Annotated in this window: 14 protein-coding genes; 7 read left to right on the forward strand and 7 right to left on the reverse strand. The window is 52.1% G+C overall.

The window, feature by feature from the left end:
• Window positions 1-158 precede the first annotated feature (158 nt).
• Complete coding sequence (locus OGX83_RS16075) at window positions 159-2,144, forward strand: ligand-gated channel protein (RefSeq protein ID WP_286588540.1); 1,986 nt, start codon at window positions 159-161, stop codon at window positions 2,142-2,144.
• Window positions 2,145-2,216: 72 nt separating this feature from the next.
• On the opposite strand, the gene lysP is transcribed toward OGX83_RS16075, so the two are convergent.
• Together lysP and yieE are read right to left on the reverse strand one after the other, a co-directional pair.
• Window positions 2,217-3,686 carry a lysine-specific permease gene (lysP, locus tag OGX83_RS16080; protein ID WP_003834517.1) on the reverse strand — a complete coding sequence of 490 codons (1,470 nt, stop codon included), beginning with the start codon at window positions 3,684-3,686 and terminating at the stop codon, window positions 2,217-2,219.
• Window positions 3,687-3,881: 195 nt separating this feature from the next.
• Window positions 3,882-4,763 carry a DNA-binding transcriptional regulator YeiE gene (gene yieE, locus OGX83_RS16085; protein ID WP_286588542.1) on the reverse strand — a complete coding sequence of 294 codons (882 nt, stop codon included), beginning with the start codon at window positions 4,761-4,763 and terminating at the stop codon, window positions 3,882-3,884.
• A gap of 119 nt (window positions 4,764-4,882) precedes the next feature.
• Here yieE and OGX83_RS16090 point away from each other — a divergent pair, with 119 nt between their 5' ends.
• Window positions 4,883-5,932, forward strand: a complete 1,050-nt coding sequence (locus OGX83_RS16090) for a YeiH family protein (protein WP_258735448.1) — start codon at window positions 4,883-4,885, stop codon at window positions 5,930-5,932.
• 71 nt (window positions 5,933-6,003) lie between these two features.
• Entirely contained in the window at window positions 6,004-6,861 is an 858-nt protein-coding gene (gene nfo, locus OGX83_RS16095) for a deoxyribonuclease IV (protein ID WP_032944004.1), read from the forward strand.
• Between the two features lie 32 nt (window positions 6,862-6,893).
• Here the strand turns inward: nfo and hypT are convergent, their stop codons facing one another.
• Window positions 6,894-7,805, reverse strand: coding sequence for a hypochlorite stress DNA-binding transcriptional regulator HypT (gene hypT / locus OGX83_RS16100; protein ID WP_020996669.1), 912 nt, complete (start codon window positions 7,803-7,805; stop codon window positions 6,894-6,896).
• Window positions 7,806-8,157: 352 nt separating this feature from the next.
• Here hypT and cuyB point away from each other — a divergent pair, with 352 nt between their 5' ends.
• A complete protein-coding gene (gene cuyB / locus OGX83_RS16105) occupies window positions 8,158-8,877 on the forward strand; it encodes a cysteate racemase (RefSeq protein ID WP_048234902.1) in 720 nt (239 codons plus the stop codon).
• Between the two features lie 75 nt (window positions 8,878-8,952).
• Window positions 8,953-10,251 (forward strand): anaerobic C4-dicarboxylate transporter, encoded by a 1,299-nt coding sequence (locus OGX83_RS16110; RefSeq protein WP_008785273.1) that lies wholly within the window; start codon window positions 8,953-8,955, stop codon window positions 10,249-10,251.
• A gap of 107 nt (window positions 10,252-10,358) precedes the next feature.
• On the opposite strand, the gene fruA is transcribed toward OGX83_RS16110, so the two are convergent.
• From fruA to fruB, 3 genes are read right to left on the reverse strand one after another with little or no spacing between them, the layout of a single operon-like run.
• The gene (fruA, locus tag OGX83_RS16115) at window positions 10,359-12,047 is read right to left on the reverse strand and encodes a PTS fructose transporter subunit IIBC (protein WP_048215908.1); all 1,689 of its coding nucleotides are present in this window, start codon (window positions 12,045-12,047) and stop codon (window positions 10,359-10,361) included.
• A gap of 16 nt (window positions 12,048-12,063) precedes the next feature.
• Window positions 12,064-13,002, reverse strand: a complete 939-nt coding sequence (gene fruK, locus OGX83_RS16120) for a 1-phosphofructokinase (protein WP_003834544.1) — start codon at window positions 13,000-13,002, stop codon at window positions 12,064-12,066.
• Window positions 13,002-14,132 (reverse strand): fused PTS fructose transporter subunit IIA/HPr protein, encoded by a 1,131-nt coding sequence (fruB, locus tag OGX83_RS16125; RefSeq protein WP_003834546.1) that lies wholly within the window; start codon window positions 14,130-14,132, stop codon window positions 13,002-13,004. Before fruB ends, fruK begins: the two co-directional genes overlap by 1 nt.
• A 367-nt stretch (window positions 14,133-14,499) precedes the next feature.
• Between fruB and setB the strand changes: the two genes are divergently transcribed.
• Window positions 14,500-15,681 (forward strand): sugar efflux transporter SetB, encoded by a 1,182-nt coding sequence (setB, locus tag OGX83_RS16130; protein WP_286588547.1) that lies wholly within the window; start codon window positions 14,500-14,502, stop codon window positions 15,679-15,681.
• Here setB and OGX83_RS16135 read toward each other — a convergent pair.
• The gene (locus OGX83_RS16135) at window positions 15,678-15,932 is read right to left on the reverse strand and encodes a YkgJ family cysteine cluster protein (protein ID WP_008785278.1); all 255 of its coding nucleotides are present in this window, start codon (window positions 15,930-15,932) and stop codon (window positions 15,678-15,680) included. The two genes, setB and OGX83_RS16135, sit on opposite strands and share 4 nt — an antisense overlap.
• Before the next feature lie 157 nt (window positions 15,933-16,089).
• Between OGX83_RS16135 and yeiP the strand changes: the two genes are divergently transcribed.
• A complete protein-coding gene (yeiP, locus tag OGX83_RS16140) occupies window positions 16,090-16,662 on the forward strand; it encodes an elongation factor P-like protein YeiP (RefSeq protein WP_003027452.1) in 573 nt (190 codons plus the stop codon).
• Window positions 16,663-16,721 lie beyond the last annotated feature (59 nt).

The raw sequence follows: 16,721 nt of genomic DNA on the forward strand, positions 1-16,721 counted from the left end.
CAAATGATTTCTATTATCATTTGTGTTTACAAATATTCATACTTTTGTACAATCCCCCCGCTTCTTTACTGAAAAGAGTCCTTAAAAGACAAATACATACAATTGTCATGGCCTTTCACATGACGCGCAGTTTGATTCATTTAAATGGAATGATACAAATGACTATACCTCACGTTAAGGCTGTAGCTGCCGCAGTATGCGTCGCCTGCCTCCCATCACTCGGCCATGCCGCTGAACAAGACACCGTGGTCGTTACCGCTACCGGTTTCGAGCAGAAAATTCAGGATGCCCCGGCTTCAATATCTGTTATTACCAAGCAGCAGATTGAGGACAAAGCCTATCGAGATGTCACCGATGCGCTAAAAGATGTCCCTGGCGTCGTCGTCACTGGCGGGGGAAGCAGCAGCGATATCAGTATTCGTGGTATGGCTTCGCAATACACGCTGTTCCTGGTCAATGGCAAACGTATCAGCACACGCGGCACACGACCTAACAGCGATAACTCAGGTATTGAACAAGGCTGGTTACCGCCGCTGGAATCCATCGAGCGTATCGAAGTCATCCGTGGCCCAATGTCATCGCTTTACGGCTCCGATGCGATGGGTGGCGTTATTAACGTCATCACCAAAAAAGTGTCGAATACCAAAGCCTGGACCGGATCCTTACACGGCGATGCCACTTTCCAGGAAGACAGAGATTCCGGTGATATTTACCAGACCAATGCCTATGCGTCCGGGCCGCTGGTTGACGGATTACTTGGCGCGAAGGTGACCGGATTATTCTCCCACCGCGCAGAAGATGAAATCGTAAATGGCTACAATGAACAGCGTATGCGTAGCGGGGGATTAACCCTGAACTTTACGCCAGATGATAAAAACGACATCGATTTCGATTACGCACGTGAATTGCAGGATCGCGACAGTACGCCAGGCAAATCCAGGGCAGAGGAAAACTGCCGTAACGGAAGCTGTAAGCCCAACAGTAAAAGCGAAAACAAGTATGTGCACACCACGTACTCAATAACCCACAGCGGTTATTACGACGACTTCAACTCCACCAGCTATGTCCAGCAGGAAGAGACCGACAACCCCGGTCGCCAGATGAAGTCCTACAACACGATTTTCAATAACCAGAACCAGGTATTCCTTGGGGCGCACACCCTGACGTTGGGCGGGCAATACCGTTATGAAAAACTACGCGATAACGGCAACCAGCTGCAAGCGGCTGATGGACTGAACAAACTGACCCGCTGGAGCTGGGCGCTGTTTGCTGAAGATGAATGGGCCATTACCGATACCTTCACGCTGACCGGCGGTCTGCGTATGGATAAGGATGAAAACTACGGTGACAACTGGACGCCGCGCGGCTATGGCGTATGGCATCTGAGCGATCAGTGGACCTTAAAAGGTGGCGTTTCCGCGGGCTATCGTGCACCGGATCTGCGCCAGTCTTCTGCCAGTTGGGGACAGGTCACCGGCGGCGGCCGTCTGAACGGAATCATTGTCGGCAACCCGGACCTGAAACCGGAGAAAAGCCTCAGCGAAGAGATCGGTTTACTGTGGGATAACGGCAACAACCTCAACGCAGGCGTTACATTGTTCAATACCGACTTTAAAAACAAAATCACCGAAGTTCGCCGTTGTAACAGCAGTTCCGATCCGGCCTGCACCATCGGCAATACGACTTATGACTTCGTCAGCGATCGCGTTAACGTCGATAAAGCCAATATGCGCGGCGTAGAATCCACCTTCGGCTGGAAAATAACCTCCGACGTCAACTGGACCGCGAACTACACCTACACGGAATCTGAGCAGAAAAGCGGTCAGTTCTCCGGCCAACCGTTGAACAAAATGCCGAAGCATATGTTTAACACGACGCTGGACTGGCAGGCTACGCAGGATCTCGGTTTCTGGAGCCGTCTGAATCTGCGCGGGAAAACGTCTGAATACCTGAGCCGTACCTCAATGGCACAGGGCACTCCGTCCTATACTCAGGTCGACGTTGGTTTACGTTACTATGCTACCAAGGATCTGTTGATGACCGCTGGCGTGTATAACGTGCTGGATAAACAAATCGATTACGATACCTACGACACCGTCCTTGATGGACGTCGTTACACGGTTGGCATGACTTACAGCTTCTAAGTTAGGCGCAATAAAAAACCCCGGCACTCATCATGCCGGGGTTTTGTTTTTTCTGCCGTATCTGGTTAAGAATTACTTCTTCACGCGACCCGGGAATTTCATTTCGCTGTAGCGAACAAAACGGGTTCCTTTGGTCAGCTTATAGCCAAACCAGATAATCAGGAACAGCGGGATACCGATATAGGTAGCCATCACGCCGCCCCAGTCAATGCTGTCTTTCAGGAACGCTTCGTAGTTCTGACCCAGGGTGATAATCAGGCACAGCACAAAGGCGAAGATCGGACCCAGCGGGAAGAAGCCAGAACGGTACGGCAGGTCCTTCACATCGTGACCCTGCAGCACATAACCGCGACGGAAGCGATAGTGGCTAATAGCAATCCCCAGCCAGGCGATAAAGCCCGTCATCCCGGAAGTATTCAGCAGCCACAGATACACGGTCTGGTTGCCAAACATTGAAGTCAGGAAGCACAGCCCCGCCACCACGGTGGTCGCATACAGCGCGTTACGCGGTACGCCGCCACGAGACAGTTTACCGAAAATACGCGGTGCTTTACCGTCACATGCCAGGGTATAAAGCATACGCGTGGAGGCGTACATCCCGGAGTTACCTGCCGACAGCACCGCCGTCAGGATAACTGCGTTCATCACCGCTGCCGCAGACAGCAGACCCGCATGCTGGAATACCAGCGTGAACGGGCTAACGCTGATGTCTTTTACATCGTTACGCAGCAGGCTTGGATCGGTGTACGGAATGATCAGGCTGATAATCAAAATCGCGAACACATAGAACAGCAGGATTCGCCAGAATACCTGACGTACCGCACGCGGAATGTTCTTTTCAGGATCTTCAGATTCGCCTGCCGCGATACCGATAAGCTCCGTACCCTGGAAGGAGAAGCCGACGATCATCGCCACGCCAATCATCGCGGCAAAGCCACCGGCAAACGGTGCATCACCGGTCGTCCAGTTACTCCAGCCCACCGGCTGAGCGCCTTTGAAGATACCGAAAATCATCATCACACCGACCACGATGAAGATAATGACGGTGGTAACTTTGATCAGTGAGAACCAGTATTCCGCTTCACCAAATCCGCGAACGGAAATGTAGTTCAGCAGGAAGATAACGCCGAGGAACAGTGCGCTCCAGATCCAGCCCGGCGTGTCTGGGAACCACCAGCTCATCACCAGCTGCGCGGCCACCAGGTCAACGGCAATCGTTACCGCCCAGTTGTACCAGTAGTTCCAGCCCAGCGCGAAGCCAAAGCCCTCTTCTACGTAGTTCTGACCGTAGGTGGAAAACGAGCCGGAAACCGGCATATAGGCAGCCAGTTCACCGAGGCTGGTCATCAGGAAGTACACCATCAGACCGATCAGAATATAAGAGAACAACGCGCCGCCTGGACCCGCTGCAGAAATAGTTGCACCAGATGCAACGAAAAGACCTGTACCGATGGAGCCTCCAATGGCAATCATCGTCAGGTGACGCGCCTTCAGTTCACGACGTAGCGTGGGCGCTTCTGTGGTTTTAGTTTCGGAAACCATGTGAAAATGCTATCCATCCAAAAAATGAGGCGCGATTGTAGCAGACGAAATGGCATTCTTCCGGCACAAATACGCTGTTATAAGAGACCTTCATGACTGGCCGCGGATTATAAGTAAAGCAGAAAATTTGCGGCGCACAGCGGTTAAGATATAACCGCCGTTCTATAAAGAGATGACCTTACGACTGTAAGAACCCTATTCGCCCAGCTCGACCTGATCGCTGTAATGTAAAAAACGCGTAATGGCATTTGAAAGGTGTTTTTGACGGTGATGGACGCGCCAGAGAGTGCGGACTAAACGCGGCAGCGGCACAGGAACTTCGCTCAGCGTTCCCGCCTGCAGCTGCTCCGCAATGACCCGACGCGACAAGCAGCTGATCCCGAGACCATGGCGTACCGCATGCTTAATGGCCTCTGAGTTACCCAACTCCATTGCCATCTGAAATCTCGGCAGATGAGACAACAGCAGGTAATCCACCAGTTCACGCGTACCGGATCCTCGCTCACGCAGGATCCACGGCGAAGCCGCCAGCTGTTCCAGCGTAACAGGCCCCTTTGTGAGCGGTGACGACGGTGCGGCAAACACCACCAGCTCGTCTTCCAGCCACGGTTCAGAGATAATTTCAGTACTGTGACAAGGCCCTTCGATCAATCCGATATCTACCCTAAAATCCAGCACCGCATTGATCACATCCTGACTGTTACCCACGCTCAGCTCGAGCGGCAAATCAGGAAAATCCTGCCGATAGCGGGCGATCATAGCAGGCAAGATATAGTTACCAATGGTGCTACTGGCATAGACCCGAATGGCACCATTATCTTCGCGAAAAAGCTGCTCGATTTCGGTCGTTTGCTCAAGTAACGCCAACGCTCGTGGGTAGAGCAAACGCCCGTGCTCATTGACCACTAGCCGTTTGCCGACGCGGTCAAACAGTTGCACGCCGAGTTGCCCTTCCAGATCGGTAAGTGCCGCACTCACCGCCGATTGCGACAATGCCAGCATGAAAGACGCCTGGGTCGTTGAACCGCTTTTTAGTACCTCAGCAAACACTTCAAGTTGCCGCAAGGTGATATGCATAGTCGTTTTCCACCGGATATCCGTTACTTACCACTTATAGAGATTAATTATAAATATATAATCAATTTTATTTTTAAACCACTTCGCCGTACTCTTTTACCCAGATAAAGGAGAAGGATATGACAGAACTCACCTTGCAGACTCATCGTCGTACAGCGTGGCATTTTATTCCGGGGCTTGCCCTGAGTGCAGTTATCACTGGGGTCGCCTTATGGGGTGGATCCATTCCCGCCGTCGCAGGTGCCGGGTTCAGCGCCCTCACCTTAGCAATCTTGTTGGGGATGGTCCTCGGCAACACCGTCTATCCGCACATCTGGAAAAGCTGTGACGGCGGCGTGCTGTTTGCTAAACAACATTTATTACGTCTGGGGATCATCCTCTACGGCTTCCGCCTCACCTTCGCGCAAATTGCTGACGTCGGCGTCAGCGGTATCGTGATTGATGTGTTAACGCTGAGCAGTACCTTTATGATTGCCTGCTTCCTGGGGCAGAAATTGTTTGGTCTGGACCGCCACACCAGTTGGCTGATTGGTGCGGGGAGCAGCATTTGTGGTGCCGCCGCCGTGCTGGCAACCGAGCCGGTAGTGAAAGCGGAAGCCAGTAAGGTAACCGTCGCTGTCGCCACCGTGGTGATCTTCGGTACCATCGCTATCTTCCTGTATCCGGCAATGTATCCGCTGCTGGCACACTGGTTTAGCCCAGAAACCTACGGCATTTACATTGGTTCCACCATGCATGAAGTAGCACAGGTAGTGGCTGCCGGGCACGCCATTAACCCGGATGCGGAAAACGCCGCGGTTATTGCCAAAATGCTGCGTGTCATGATGCTGGCACCGTTCCTCATCCTCCTGGCCGCACGCGTTAAACAGTTGTCTCCGGCTACGGGCGGTGAGAAAAGCAAAATCACTATTCCATGGTTTGCCATCCTGTTCATTGTGGTCGCGATTTTTAACTCGTTCCACCTGCTGCCGCAGTCGGTTGTGAACATGCTGGTAACGCTGGACACCATTTTGCTGGCAATGGCAATGGCTGCACTGGGGTTAACCACTCACGTTAGCGCACTGAAAAAAGCCGGTGCCAAACCGTTACTGATGGCCCTGCTGCTGTTTGTCTGGCTGATTGTCGGTGGTGGTGCGATTAACGTCGCTGTCCACGCCCTGATGGCATAAACGATCACGACTCACCTCCATTAACCCGCTATACTCTCCCTTTTTGTATTTGAGTATGGCGGGTTAAATTTATGAAATATATCGGAGCGCACGTAAGCGCCGCTGGCGGTCTGGCTAACGCCGCTATTCGAGCCGCAGAAATCGAAGCGACCGCATTCGCCCTGTTCACCAAGAATCAACGCCAGTGGCGTGCTGCGCCGCTAACCACCGAAATCATTGATGATTTCAAATCTGCCTGCGAGAAGTACCACTACACCTCCGCACAAATCCTGCCTCACGACAGTTACCTGATTAACCTCGGTCACCCGGTCAGCGATGCGCTGGAAAAATCGCGTGATGCGTTTCTTGATGAAATGCAACGCTGTGAACTGCTGGGCTTATCCCTGCTGAACTTTCACCCGGGCAGCCATTTGATGCAGATCCCGGAAGATGAATGTCTGGCGCGCATTGCCGAATCCATCAACATCGTCCTCGCTCAGACCCAAGGCGTTACGGCAGTTATCGAAAATACCGCCGGACAAGGTAGTAATCTGGGATTCAAGTTTGAGCACCTGGCCGCCATTATCGACGGCGTCGAAGATAAGTCCCGTGTTGGCGTTTGTATTGATACCTGCCACGCTTTCGCGGCGGGTTACGATTTGCGTTCAGCAGAAGAGTGCGAAAAGACGTTTGCGGAATTTGAACGTATTGTCGGTTTCAAGTATCTACGCGGTATGCACCTGAACGACGCCAAGAGCGCGTTTGGCAGTCGCGTTGACCGTCATCACAGCCTGGGTGAAGGTAATATTGGCCATGATGCCTTCCGTTGGATTATGCAGGATAATCGTTTTGACGGTATTCCGCTGGTACTGGAAACCATTAATCCGGATATATGGGCCGAAGAGATCGCCTGGCTGAAAGCCCAGCAAACAGAAAAAGCAGTGGCGTAACGATCTCCGCGCGCCAGACAAGCTGGCGCGTATCAAGTGAGCGTAACCAGATCCTCTGGCATATGGTTGTACAAAATCCGCCAGAAATGCTCAGCCGTTTTATTCAAACGGGTATCCATTCGGTAAATATAAGCCTGAATTGGCACCATCAACTCCGGCGTGTCCAGACAAACCAGGCGCTTATCCCGTAGTTCGTTCACGATCGTCCACGCTGGCAGCCAGGCGATACCATGACCATCCAATGCCATATTCTTCAATAGCTCACTCATCGAAGACATAAACAGCGTACGCGCTGAAATACTGCCCACCTCCGCCAGGTGACGGTTAACCAATCTTCCCATGTAGGAAGTGCTGGTATAGTTCAGAATCGGCACCTGCGGCTGATAGATATCAAACAACGCCTTACCCTGTGCATCCGCAGCACAGACGGGATAGAGCTCAGACTCAAAAACCTTCAAGCCGCAGAAAGGTGACTGCATTAAGTCTTCATCGCGAAAGGAGATAATAAAATCACTTTTCCCCTCGCGCAGCGTATTCACCGCCTGGACTACGTCAATCGCTTCGACGTGGTAAACAAACTCCTCGCCCCATGCCGACATTGAATGTACTAATCTGGGCAACATCGTCAGCGACAGAGAATGTGCCGCCGCTATTTTGATATTGGGAACGCCAAGCAGGTTGTGACCACTTAGCTCATCTAAATTGCATTCCAGCTGTTGTAGCAGACTACGGGTCTGCGAATGGAATAACTTACCCTCCTCCGTCAGCTGCAGTGGACTCGTCGTACGGTCAAACAGCAGCACCCCAACGGCGGATTCTAGCGCCTTGATCCGCCGGCTAAATGCCGGTTGGGATAGGTTGCGCTCCTCTGCAGCCTGAGAAAAATGACGACACGCTTCCAGCGTCAGAAAATCATATAACCATTTTGTCTCGATATTTTTCATGCCTGTCACGCGGATGTTTAAATATGTCGATTAGTCTTAAGCATCATGCCTGAATATTCCCGGAGATGATATTCAACATCAGCATCTGGTGATTCGTTTTTTGCATAATGCCTTCGTTTTTGACATTAACATGTTTCTTTACTCATCGAACACGACCGCTCACCCACCGCATAATGTAGGGCCTCTGGCTGATTACCGGCCTGCTGAGGTGGTAAAAGACATCACATTCATGCGTTTTTTGCATTAAACCAAACATTATTGCATTTCTCCTCACGACACTCTGCTGTTAAACATAAGCACCAGATAGACACCAGCTCTGAATATTAAAAATCGGTAAATAGAGGTATATATCGTGAAAGGTTTAATTGGCGTACTTGGTGGTATGGGGCCTGCTGCAACCGTCGATCTTTTTAATAAATTCGTCACCTTTACCGCAGCGCAACGCGATCAGGAACATATTCCATTAATTATTTCATCCATCCCTGATATTCCAGACCGAACTGATGCGTTAATGCATCATGGTCATTCCCCACTTCCGGCAATGCGTGATTATATGCACAAACTGGAAGATGCTGGTGCGGAGTGTATTGTGATCCCCTGTAATACCGCCCACTTTTGGTTTAATGAATTAAAAGAGTGCTGTCATACAGAGTTACTCAGTATCGTTGAAACAACCATGAATGAGGTCAAAAACTGCGGAAAATCACGTATCGGTTTACTTGCTACTAACGCCACCCTTTACATGGGACTCTACCAAAAAGGCATAGAATCTCTTGGTTTAACCTGCATCAGTCCTGATTCATCCGGTCAGGAAAAGGTCATGGAAAGTATTTATTGCTTAAAAGCCGGCGACCTTAAGCGGGCACAAACGCTGATGAATGAACAGGCTGAAGTGCTCTTCTCACGCGGCGCACAAATCATTGTACTGGGATGTACTGAAGTCCCCGTCATTCTTGCCGAAGCAGTCAGAAAGTCTCCAGATAAATATATTGACTCAACCGGATCATTAGTTCGCGCCGGTATTAAATGGTACGAAAAACGAGTTGGCAAACATCATCTTCTGGCGCAATAACAGCCGTCACCAGATTAATAAAGCATTAAACAACCACTTATTTTAATAACAAATTATTCTCTGGCGGAGGCCATTATGGTTTGGTTAGAAATTATCGTCGTGTTGGGTGCAATATTTTTTGGTATCCGCCTCGGCGGAATAGGTATCGGTTTATGCGGTGGTCTGGGGCTGGCTATTTTAACGTTGGGATTTGATCTGCAAATTGGCTCGCCACCCGTTGACGTTATCCTCATTATTATGACAGTTGTCGTGGCAGCATCGGCGCTACAGGCCGCAGGAGGTATGGATTATCTGGTTCGCGTTGCCGGTAATTTCATGCGGCGTAACCCTAAATATATCAATATTATTGCACCGATTATCACCTGGTCGATGACCATTATGGCCGGAACAGGGTTCATTGTATTTTCTACCCTGCCAGTGATTGCCGAAGTCGCCAAAGAGTCCGGTATCCGCCCTTCTCGTACGCTCGCCGGATCCGTAGTCGCCTCTCAGGTGGCGATATCCGGTTCGCCGATCAGTGCCGCAATGGCGGCTATGCTGACCATTATGGAAGGCAACGGTATCACTTTTATTCAGGTCATGGCGGTATGTCTGCCAGCTTCGTTTGTCGCCGCGATGGTTGCCGCCTTTATCGCCTCACGTCAGGGATGCGAGCTTCAGGATGATGAAGTCTATCTGGAACGCCTGCAAAAAGGATTAGTGCGTAAATATGAAGGGCAAAACAGCACTACGCCGGGTGCCAAACTCTCAGTCGCCCTGTTTATGCTGGCAACGGTCGTCATCGTTATTCTTGCCGCCTGCCCGCAGCTACGCCCTGGATTCGATGCAGGCAACCCAATGAATACCCGGGATATCATCATTATCTGTATGTTGGCTGCCGCTTGCCTGATGGTGGTGTTATGCAAAACTTCAACCGATGCTATTGTCCTGACATCCACGTTTCGATCAGGGATGAGTTCACTGGCGGTCATTCTCGGGATTGTTACACTGGGAACGACCTTCATTGATGCCCACTTAGCGGAGATTAAGGATATCGCAGGCGATATTCTACGGGCTTATCCCATGCTGTTGGCACTGGTGCTGTTTGGTACCTGTGCGCTTCTCTACTCGCAAGGCGCCACCACGCCGCTGATCATCCCTCTGGCCGTTGCGCTCGGCGTGCCTACATGGGCAATTCTGGCCTCCTATGTGGCGGTAACCGGGGTGTTTGTTCTACCAACATACCCGACTTCTCTGGCGGCAATGGAGTTCGACACCACAGGGACAACGCGCGTGGGCAAGTATGTCTTAAACCATCCGTTTATGCTGCCAGGACTGGGTGGGATCATTGCTGGTGTTGCCTTTGGTTTTATCATCGCGCCAATGATTGCCTGACCCGTTTTATTAAGGCTGGATGGATTATTGTGGCGATGCTGCAACGGTATAGGTAAATGCATAAAAAAAGGGGCAGAGAATTCTCTGCCCCTGGTATTGACGTTAAATCAGGCCGCCTTTGCCACAACCTCAGCTTCCGGGCGCTTCAGCACCGCGTAGGAGAGACCGGCTACCAGCGTACCGGCAATAATTGCCAGCAGGTATCCCAACACCGGCGTGATTGCGCCTGGGATTAACAGGACAAACAGCCCGCCGTGTGGCGCCATCAGCTTCGCACCCACCGCCATCGAGATAGCCCCGGTAATCGCACCACCAACGATACAGCAAGGCAGAACGCGCATTGGGTCACGGGCAGCGAACGGGATTGCCCCTTCGGTGATAAAGCACAGGCCCAGTACCAGAGCAGCTTTACCGCCTTCCTGCTGCGCTTTGTCGAACTTACGACGCGCAACCAGAGTTGCCAGACCCAGAGCCAGCGGAGGTACCATACCCGCAGCCATGATGGCTGCCATAGGCGCATAAGTTTGCGTACTCAGCAGACCCACACCGAAAGCATACGCCGCCTTGTTAACCGGACCACCCATGTCGGTACACATCATGCCGCCAAGAATCGCGCCAAGCAGCACCGCATTGGCCGTACCCATGGTTTGCAGCCAGTGAGTCAAACCTTCCAGAATACCCGCCACCGGTTTGCCGATCAGGTAAATCATGGCCAGACCAACCACCAGGCTTGAGAACAGCGGAATGATCAGGATCGGTTTCAGCGCTTCCATACTCTGTGGGAGTTTCAGCTTCGTGCTGATAAGCTTCGCCACATAACCGGCAAGGAAACCAGCAATAATCCCGCCAATAAAGCCGGAACCGGTGCTTACCGCCAGCATACCGCCGATAAGACCCGGCGTCAGACCCGGACGATCAGCGATGGAAAACGCGATATAACCTGCCAGTACCGGCACCATCAGCGCGAAGGCTGAACCACCGCCAATCTGCATCAGCGCCGCCGCCAGCGTCCCCTGCTCTTTAAACGCTTCGATACCAAAAGCGAACGAGAGTGCAATACACAGACCGCCAGCAACCACCATCGGCAGCATGTAAGAGACGCCCGTCAGCAGGTGACGATACGCCCCCGCGCTCTCTTTCTTACTTTCGGTTGCTGAAGTCTGCGCTTTACCGGTTGGCTGGTACGGTGTTGCTTCTTCCAGCGCTTTGTCCAGCTCCTGCTTGGTTTTCTTCAACGCAAGACCGGTAGAGGTGCGGTACATCGGTTTGCCGGCAAACTTCGCCAGATCAACTTCAATGTCAGCTGCCACAATCACCAGATCAGCCTGAGCCACTTCTTCCGGCGTAATGGCATTACCTGCACCAACAGAACCTCGGGTTTCAACCTTCACCCACCAGCCACGTTTTTTCGCTTCTGTTTCAATCGCTTCAGCGGCCATAAACGTATGAGCAACACCGGTCGGACACGCCGTCACCGCCACCACGCGTTTTGGACCACTGCTGGCCACAGGTGCTGTTGCAACCGGGGCGCTGTAGGGTTTTGCATGGCCTTTAGCTTCGCTGAGGAAGAGTTCAGGATGCGCAACCGCACGACCAATGTCGCCCAGCCAGACTTTTTTGCCGTTCAGCGAACTGTCGGCAGGAAGCGTATCGCCCAGAACAATTGCCAGTTCGGCATCATTCGGATTATCAATAATTTCCAGATGTGCTTTCTGTGCCGCCGCTCCAAGCAGGGTTTTCGCCATGTAAGCGCGAGCCTGGCCGAGATTAGCGTCAATAATCAGCAGCGTTTTCATTATGCCTCTCCTGCTGTCAGTTAAACGGTTTTAAGTCGACACGCGCCATCATTGCGGCCAACTGAGGACGATCGGTAATGCCTACATTACTTTGGCTTACCGCCAGGGCGGCAACAGCCGTCGCCAGACGCAGGGTATGTTCGCTGGACTCACGCATCAGCAGACCGTAAATCAGACCGCCAACCATTGAATCACCCGCGCCGACGGTGCTGACCACCTCAACTGACGGCGGTTTAGCAATCCACTCACCTGAGGCGTTAACCCACAGCGCACCTTCTGCGCCGAGTGAAATCACCACATGGGCGATCCCCTGTTCACGCAGCGCATGCGCCGCTTCAATCACATCTTTCATTTCCGGCAGCTTACGACCGGCCCAGATTTCCAGTTCGCGACGGTTTGGCTTCACCAGCCATGGTGCCGCTTTCAGACCTGCTACCAACGCTTCACGACTACTATCAAAGATAATGCAAGGACACTGACTACGCAGGCGCGTCATCCAGTCGGTGAAGGCTTCCGGGCTCACGCCGGTTGGCAAACTGCCGCTGACGCACACCATGTCGAACTGGCCCAGCCAGCTCAGCGAATCATTCACAAAGCGTTCCCAGTCAGCCGGGGTAACTTCAAAACCAGAGAAGTTGAAGTCAGATACTTCACCGTCTTTTTCGGTCAGCTTGACGTTAATACGGGTACGGCCCTGCACGACCTGAAAACGGTTGGCAATGCCCAGCTCGCTGAACAACTGCTGAAAACCATCCTGGTTGTCTTTACCCAGGAAGCCGCCCACAGTGACATCGATACCTAAATCCTTCAAAACCTTAGCGACGTTGATCCCTTTCCCTGCCGCATGCAGACCGGTGGTTTTAACCAGGTTCACTTCACCGCGTTCAATTTCTGGGCAGAAACCCACCAGGTCGTAGGCCGGGTTAAGGGTGATAGTAGCAACACGTCTGCTCATTACGCGCCCTCCCCAAGACCTGCCGCGATGGCTTCGCCAATCGCCTTCAGCGCCTGTTCAGCATCTTCACCCTGTGCAGTAAAGCGCAGGTGATGTCCTTTCTTCACGCCTAACGCCACAACTTTCATCAGACTGCGTCCATTCGCCGGCTTGCCGGTTCCATCAAGATTTGTCACGGTAATTTCACTGTTAAATTGTTTAATCGTATTCACCAGCATGGTGCCCGGGCGGGCATGTAAACCATGCTCATTGCGCACAATAAATTCGGCGCTCAGTACATCATCAGTTAAGGCGTCATCGCTGGTCAGTAGCGCCAGCACCGTTGCCGCATCAGCTTTCAACAAACGGTCAGCTTTATTATTCAGCAGCAGATCGCCAAGGCGCTTCAGCACCGCAACCGGTTGATCGTCATTCATGGCGACGGTCACCAGCAGGGCTGCCGCTTCACCTTGTACATCGAACGCTGTTGCTGCACGGCTGACCGCAACGGCGCTACGCACGTTACCTTCAGCACAGTCATTCAGCCAGATCCCCTGACCAAGATTCATCGGCTGCTCATTGATTGCTCTGGCTACAAAGGTGGCGTCAACCGCACCGACTTCTTTCAGCCGCGCCGCGTTGAGTGCCTGCAGCGTCACCAGCGAGTTGGCCACGACATCCAGCGACAGCGTTTCGTTATCAAGCTTCAGCTGTTCACTTTGCTTTTCACCCATCAGCAGCGCACGCAGTTCTTCCGCCGTGGTCGCAGATTTCAGCTGTTCAGCGACGGAGTCATCGCTCAGCACGTGTGTCAGCTGACGCAGTAAACCGAGGTGTTCATCAGAGCTTGCGGCTATGCCGATTGCCACATAAGCAACCTGCCCTTCGCCCCAGGTCACGCCTTGCGGAAACTGAAATACCTGCACACCGGTTTTCAGTACCTGATCGCGCGTGTCCGTCGTACCGTGAGGAATCGCAATACCGTTGCCGAGGAACGTGGACGTCTGTTGTTCGCGCGCCAGCATGCCATCGACGTAGCCTTCCGCGACGTTACCCGCCTGCACTAAGGCAGCGGCAACCTGGCGAATAGCCTCTTCTTTATTCCCGGCCTGTTCGCCCGGGTGAATATCCTGAACAGATAACTGGAACATGATTCTCCTCTCCCGCTGAATTGAAACGATTCAGCCAACATGAGAAAAAAGGCGTCACCCGACTCCATCAGTTAAGGCAAGATGACGCTGAAACGTTTCAAGAAGTCTTGCTCTTTTTTCTTCAGCACACAAGTAAAGTTGACAAATTACTTGCTGAATTTAGAGATAACGCACATTTTCTCTGCGGAGGAGAAAAAATGCTGACGCAAAAACGCCGTCAGCTTGTCAGATTCAGCAACGTCAGCAAACAGCATTCTTTGACTGAAATGCTATTTTGATTTTTGATGCCGATTTTGATTTGGCTCCCTGTTTATTTTCTGACAAGCGGCGTAAACTCCGCGTCTCTTCACATCATTGATATCAAAACATGCATAACACCCCCGTAGCCGCCACACCCAAGGCGTTTGATTTAACGTCTTCGGCGTTCCTGCTTGTCGCATTTCTGACGGGTATCGCCGGTGCGTTGCAGACGCCAACGCTCAGCCTTTTTCTGACGGATGAAGTCCACGCCCGTCCCGGCATGGTCGGGTTCTTTTTTACCGGTAGCGCTGTGATCGGTATTCTGGTAAGTCAGTTTCTGGCCGGACGTTCAGATAGAAAAGGCGATCGCAAGAACCTGATTGTGTTTTGCTGCGTGCTGGGGATGCTGGCCTGCGTGCTGTTCGCCTGGAACCGTAATTATTTTATCTTGCTTTTTGTCGGGGTATTCCTCAGCAGCTTTGGATCGACCGCCAACCCGCAAATGTTTGCTCTCGCCCGTGAACACGCCGACCACACAGGTCGGGAAGCCGTCATGTTCAGCTCAATATTACGCGCACAGGTTTCGCTGGCCTGGGTAATTGGCCCGCCGCTGGCCTACGCGCTGGCCATGGGATTCAGCTTTACGGTGATGTATCTCAGCGCGGCGGTGGCGTTTGTTGTCTGCGGCGTAATGGTCTGGCTGTTTTTACCCTCAATGAGTAAAAACGTGCCTCTCGCGACAGGCGCAGTTGAGGCCCCGCGCCGCAATCGACGCGACACGTTGCTGCTGTTTGTTATCTGCACATTAATGTGGGGAACCAATAGTCTCTATATCATTAATATGCCGCTGTTTATCATCAACGAACTGCATCTGCCAGAAAAACTGGCTGGCATCATGATGGGCACCGCAGCCGGACTGGAAATCCCAACCATGCTGATTGCTGGCTATTTTGCAAAGCGTCTGGGTAAACGTCTGTTGATGAGAATTGCCGTCGTTGCCGGATTCTTCTTTTATGCCGGTATGCTGCTGGCTCACTCTCCGGCGATATTGCTTGGCTTACAGCTGCTGAACGCGATTTACATCGGTATTCTCGGCGGGATTGGTATGCTCTATTTCCAGGACCTGATGCCGGGACAGGCGGGTTCAGCCACCACCCTCTATACGAATACCATTCGCGTGGGCTGGATTATTGCTGGATCGCTGGCGGGGATTGCCGCTGAAATTTGGAACTATCACGCGGTGTTCTGGTTTGCACTGGTGATGATCGTCGCCACCGTCGCGTGCCTGGCACGCATCAAGGACGTTTAAGGCGCGGTTAGCGCTTCAAGCTCGATGAGATAAACCATGGCCTGGTGCGTCGTCCGCCCGCACATTTCCGCACTAGGCTGTAAACCGCCGCACACCTTTGGTCGTAGCGGCGACGCAAAAATTTTGCAACGCAGGGATTCATCCAACTGAACGCAGGGCGTATTAGCGGGCTTGCCATCAGGCATACCGGGGATGGGACTGGAGATTGAAGGCGCGGTGCAGCATGCACCACAATCCGGACGGCATTCCATACAGTACTCTCTTTATCGTAAACCATCGGATTGTGCGGGAAGGGCACAGTACCACCTTTTTTGCACCAGCAAAAGCATGAATTCCGCTTGCCTGAATGCCCCGGCGCGAGTAGTTTTACGCGATATTTTAGACACTCCTCACTACAGGATTTTTTCGATGCCAAGAGCGAACGAAATTAAAAAAGGTATGGTACTGAACTACAACGGCAAACTGCTGATTGTAAAAGATATCGATATTCAATCACCGTCTGCACGTGGTGCTGCCACGCTGTACAAAATGCGTTTTTCTGATGTGCGTACCGGTCTGAAAGTTGAAGAGCGCTTCAAAGGTGACGATATCGTGGATACCGTCACTCTGAGCCGTCGTGGCGTTGATTTCTCCTACGTCGATGGCAACGAATACATCTTTATGGATAAAGAAGACTATACCCCGTATACCTTCACCAAAGACCAGATTGAAGAAGAGCTGCTGTTCATGCCGGAAGGCGGGATGCCGGACATGCAGGTACTGACCTGGGACGGCCAACTGCTGGCGCTTGAACTGCCGCAGACCGTAGACCTGGAAATCGTTGAAACTTCACCGGGGATTAAAGGTGCTTCAGCGAGTGCGCGCAACAAACCAGCAACCCTGAGCACCGGTCTGGTGATCCAGGTTCCTGAGTATCTGAGTGCGGGTGAAAAAATCCGTATTCATATCGAAGAACGTCGCTATATGGGCCGTGCAGATTAAGCTCCTGTCGTTACAGGTGAACCAAAGATAATGACATGTTGTCTCTGGCAAAATGTTCC

The sequence above is a fragment of the Citrobacter sp. Cpo074 genome (genome assembly GCF_030332745.1).
In the GTDB taxonomy this organism is placed as follows: domain Bacteria; phylum Pseudomonadota; class Gammaproteobacteria; order Enterobacterales; family Enterobacteriaceae; genus Citrobacter; species Citrobacter portucalensis.